The sequence below is a fragment of the Microbacterium sp. ISL-103 genome, from assembly GCF_018613995.1.
Classification (GTDB): domain Bacteria; phylum Actinomycetota; class Actinomycetes; order Actinomycetales; family Microbacteriaceae; genus Microbacterium.
Genome location: NZ_JAGGPD010000602.1, coordinates 1 through 1,872 on the forward strand (window position 1 = coordinate 1; position 1,872 = coordinate 1,872).

General features: G+C 67.7%; 3 protein-coding genes. 2 read left to right on the top strand and 1 reads right to left on the bottom strand.

What is annotated here, in order from left to right; translation table 11 throughout:
* A partial coding sequence (locus J7E68_RS18420) for a sugar nucleotide-binding protein (RefSeq protein WP_215174989.1) occupies window positions 1-340 on the top strand: 340 nt, incomplete at its 5' end.
* A gap of 3 nt (window positions 341-343) precedes the next feature.
* Here the strand turns inward: J7E68_RS18420 and J7E68_RS18425 are convergent.
* Window positions 344-1,528 (bottom strand): glycosyltransferase, encoded by a 1,185-nt coding sequence (locus J7E68_RS18425; protein ID WP_215174990.1) that lies wholly within the window; start codon window positions 1,526-1,528, stop codon window positions 344-346.
* 164 nt (window positions 1,529-1,692) lie between these two features.
* Between J7E68_RS18425 and J7E68_RS18430 the strand changes: the two genes are divergently transcribed.
* Window positions 1,693-1,872 (top strand): adenylyltransferase/cytidyltransferase family protein (locus tag J7E68_RS18430; protein ID WP_215174991.1); only part of this gene is annotated, 180 nt, incomplete at its 3' end.

Consider the following 1,872-nt stretch of genomic DNA (forward strand, 5'->3'; position numbering starts at 1 on the left):
CGCCGACCAGTGCGGACGACTGACCTTCACCGCCGACCTCGCCTCGGCGATCGCCCACCTGCTGGCGACGGCCGCGCCGTTCGGCATCTACAACGTCTCGGGTGCCGGCGAGCCGCGCTCCTGGGCCGACATCGCCCGCACCGTCTACCGCGTCACGGGGCACGACCCCGCGGCGGTCAGCGACGTCACGACGGCCGAGTACTTCGCGGGCGTCGACGGACCTGTCGCACCGAGGCCGCTCAACAGCGTGCTCGATCTCGGCCGCATCGAGGCGACAGGGTGGACGCCTCGAGATGCGGATGCCGCGATCGAGGCCTACCTCACCACTCCCGCGGGCTGAGCGTCAGAGCTCGCCCGGCTTCATGGCCTCGGCGTCGACGTCGATGGCCCGCATGACCCGCAGTGCGGCCGTGTCGGGCTTCGGCTCGCCTGTCTCGGCATCCGTCTTCTTGCGCCGCTGCGGCGCGTAGACGACGAGCGAGTGGAAGAGGAAGCGCGCGAAGAACGCCACGATCAGCGAGAGCCCCGTCGCGAGCACGCTCGAGATGTGCCAGGACTCGACCATCAGCGCCATGACGGGGATGCGCAGCGCTGCCTCGACGTTGTTGAATGTGAACGATGCGGCGAAACGACCGCCGAGACCGCGGGCGTCGGTGCGCATGTCGGCGAAGACGAAGCGCTCCTGCAGGATGAAGTTGCCGATGATGGTGACCTCGGCCCCGATGATCGCCGCCCAGATGTAGGGCATGCCGAGAGCGGTGAGCGCCCACATGATGCCGAGGTTGGCAAGTGCGCCGATCACGCCGATGAGGGCGAACAGCGACATCTTGCCGAAGCGCAGTCGGGCGAGGTGCGCCACGAAGGTGGCTCCCTGCCGCAGGCTCGCCTTGGACGTGCCGTGCCGGCGTTCGGCGAACTCCATCGGCACCTCGGCGATGCGCAGGTCGGTGCGTGCGAGTATCTCGAGAAGGATCTTGAAGCCCTGCGGCTTGAGCGTGGGCAGATCGAGTCGTCGCCTGTCGACGAGGAAGAATCCGGTCATCGGATCGGTGCTGCGGGCGAGGCGGATCGGGAACATCGCGCGCGTCAGCCACGTCGCAGCTCTCGACACACCGAAGCGCATCGCGGTGCCGAGGCCGCTCGTGTCGCCTCCTCCGACGTAGCGCGAGGCGGCGACGACATCCGCATCTCCCTCGTCGTGCCGTCGCACCAGCACCGGGAGCAGCTCGGGCGGATGCTGCAGGTCGCCGTCCATCACGATGCAGAGATCGGATGCGGCGGCCTCGAGCCCGACGACGACCGCTCCGCCCAATCCGCCGGTGTTGTCGGCTCGATGGATCACTCGGACGGGCAGCGAGGCGTCGGCGGCGACCCGCTCGACCTCTGCCGCCGTGTCGTCGGTGCTGTCGTCGACGAAGAGGATCTCGGCGTCGTATGCGGCGAGCGCATCCGCGGTACGGGCGACGAGCTCGGCGACGTTGTCGCGTTCGTTGAAGGTCGGCACGATGACGGTGACCGCTGTCCTCACGCGCCTCCCCCTTCGGCTGTACCGGAATCCACTGCGGCCTCCATACTTCCATGTGTTCCTATGGGCAGGGAAACCGGTACCTGCTAGGCTAGCCGGATGCGGCTGTGGGAGTCGCTGGGCGGATGGGGATCCGCTCTCTGGGGAATTACTGATCTGGGGAGATCATGGGGACGCGCATCGGCTATGCCGTTGGTGCCTTCGACCTGTTTCACGTCGGGCATCTGAACCTTCTTCGTCACGCCAAGCAGCACTGCGACATTCTCGTCGCCGGTGTCGTCAGCGATGAGATGCTGCGGCAGGTGAAGGGCATCGAGCCCGTCATCCCGACCGCGGAGCGGGCGGAG